This is a genomic window from Streptomyces sp. NPDC048516 (assembly GCF_043199875.1).
In the GTDB taxonomy this organism is placed as follows: Bacteria; Actinomycetota; Actinomycetes; order Streptomycetales; family Streptomycetaceae; genus Streptomyces.
This window is the reverse complement of the sequence record NZ_JBICWS010000059.1, coordinates 1-1,809: the sequence shown is the minus strand read 5'-3', so window position 1 is coordinate 1,809 and position 1,809 is coordinate 1. Positions and strand designations below refer to the sequence as shown.

General features: G+C 65.8%; 1 protein-coding gene and 1 pseudogene. Both read left to right on the top strand.

What is annotated here, in order from left to right:
- The first annotated feature begins 185 nt into the window (after nt 1-185).
- Entirely contained in the window at nt 186-827 is a 642-nt protein-coding gene (locus ACGFR7_RS37485) for a methyltransferase domain-containing protein (RefSeq protein ID WP_393328559.1), read from the top strand.
- A 62-nt stretch (nt 828-889) separates the two neighbouring features.
- Nucleotides 890-1,703 (top strand): annotated as a pseudogene (locus ACGFR7_RS37480) (IS5 family transposase).
- Nucleotides 1,704-1,809: the final 106 nt, after the last annotated feature.

Sequence of the window (1,809 nt, the reverse complement as noted above, 5' to 3'; positions counted from 1 at the left end):
CAGAACCGACCCACTCCACAGTCCCCTCAGCACCACACCACTACGCGAAAGAAAAGGCGTAATAACGGGACACCAGAGATGAAAACGACCTCTTACTGATCGTTTCAGAATGAAGCGAGCAGGCGGCGGAGGCTGATAAAGCAGCTGGCCAGTTCGAGCAGCACCTGTGTACTAGCGTGTCGGCCATGTGGACGGACGACTGGTTGATCGACACCCGAACGTCTTACGACACGGTCGCGGTTGGCTACGCCGACTTTGTGCGCGAAGCCATCGCCCGGCAGCAGTACGTCCGCGCCGCCCTGACGTTGTTTGCCGACAGTGTGCGTGCGACGGGCGGCGGGCCGGTGGCGGACATCGGCTGCGGCCCCGGACACGTCACCGCGCACCTGCACGCTCTGGGTGTGGACGCCTTCGGTATCGACCTGTCTCCCGGGATGGTCGACGTGGCCCGGCGTGACCATCCCGGCCTGCGGTTCGAGGTGGGCTCCATGACGGAACTGGACCTTCCTGCCGGTTCGGTGGCTGGGTTGCTGGCCTGGCAGTCGTTGATCCATATCCCCGACGACGAGATGCCGGCGGTGATCGGGCACTTCCATCGGGTGCTGCGGCCGGGTGGACCGCTGCAGCTCCTGTTCCACGTCGGCGACGACTCACGACTGAAGACGGAGGGCTATGGCGGCCACCCGATGAATGTCCATGTCCACCGTCGTCAGCCAAGCCAGGTGGCCACCTGGCTGCGCGACGCTGGATTCGAGGTCGAGGCCCAAATGCTGCTGTCCCCGGACGAGAAGGGATCGCAAGCGATCCTTTTCGCACGGCATAGCTGATCATTGAAGAGCGCGTTACGCTGCGGGTCTTGATCCCGGCGATCTTGGTCGGCAGGGTCCGCATGCGTGCTGATCTTGTTCCGGACGACCTGTGGGAGCGAGTGGCTCCGCTGCTGCCGCCCGCTCCCGAACGGCGGCGCCGCTACCCGGGCTGACTGCCTGTTCCCGACCGGGCAGCCCTCGCCGGTGTCAGCTACGTGTTGCGGACCGGCGTCGCCTGGCGCGACGTCCCCGCGGAGACCGTAGGCCGCTCCGGGGTGACGGCCTGGCGCCGACTGCGGGACTGGGCAGAGGCGGACGTCTGGCTCCGTCTGCACGCCGCCTTGCTGACCGAGCTGCGACGCACCGACCTGCGGGACCTGGGCGACTGCGCTACACGGTTCGCACGTGCCGGCGCTCAAAGGGGGCATCATGTCGGGCCCTCGCCCGTCCCGGCTCCAAACATCACCTGATCGTCGACCGGCACGGAACCCCACTTGCCGTCACGCTAACTGGCGGGAACCGGCACGATGTCACCCAGCTCCTGCCGCCGCTGGACGCAGTGCCATCGATTCGCGGCCTTCGGGGCCGGCCCCGCCGTAAACCCCGCCGCCTGTACGCCGCCTGTACGCCGCCTGTACGCCGCCCGAGGCTACGACTTCGACGACAAGTACCGCCGCCTGCTATGGAAGCGCGGTATCAAGCCCGATGATCGCCCGGCGGGGCGTCGCCCACGGTTTTGGACTGGGCAAGGTGCGCTGGGTGGTCGAGCGCGCCTTCGCCTGGCTTCACCAGTTCAAGCGCCTTCGCATCCGCTACGAACGACGCGCCGTTCTTCACCAAGGTCTGCTCTGGCCCGCAGCCTCATCTGTCCGCCGTCTACGCACCTCATTCTGAAACGATCAGTTAGAGGTCGTTTTCATCTCTGGTGTCCCGTTATTACGCCTTTTCTTTCGCGTAGTGGTGTGGTGCTGAGGGGACTGTGGAGTGGGTCGGTTCTGGT

Bases quoted from the DNA above. Each gene is read 5' to 3' on its own strand.
- ACGFR7_RS37485 (WP_393328559.1), top strand. From the start codon at position 186: ATGTGGACGGACGACTGGTTGATCGACACCCGAACGTCTTACGACACG.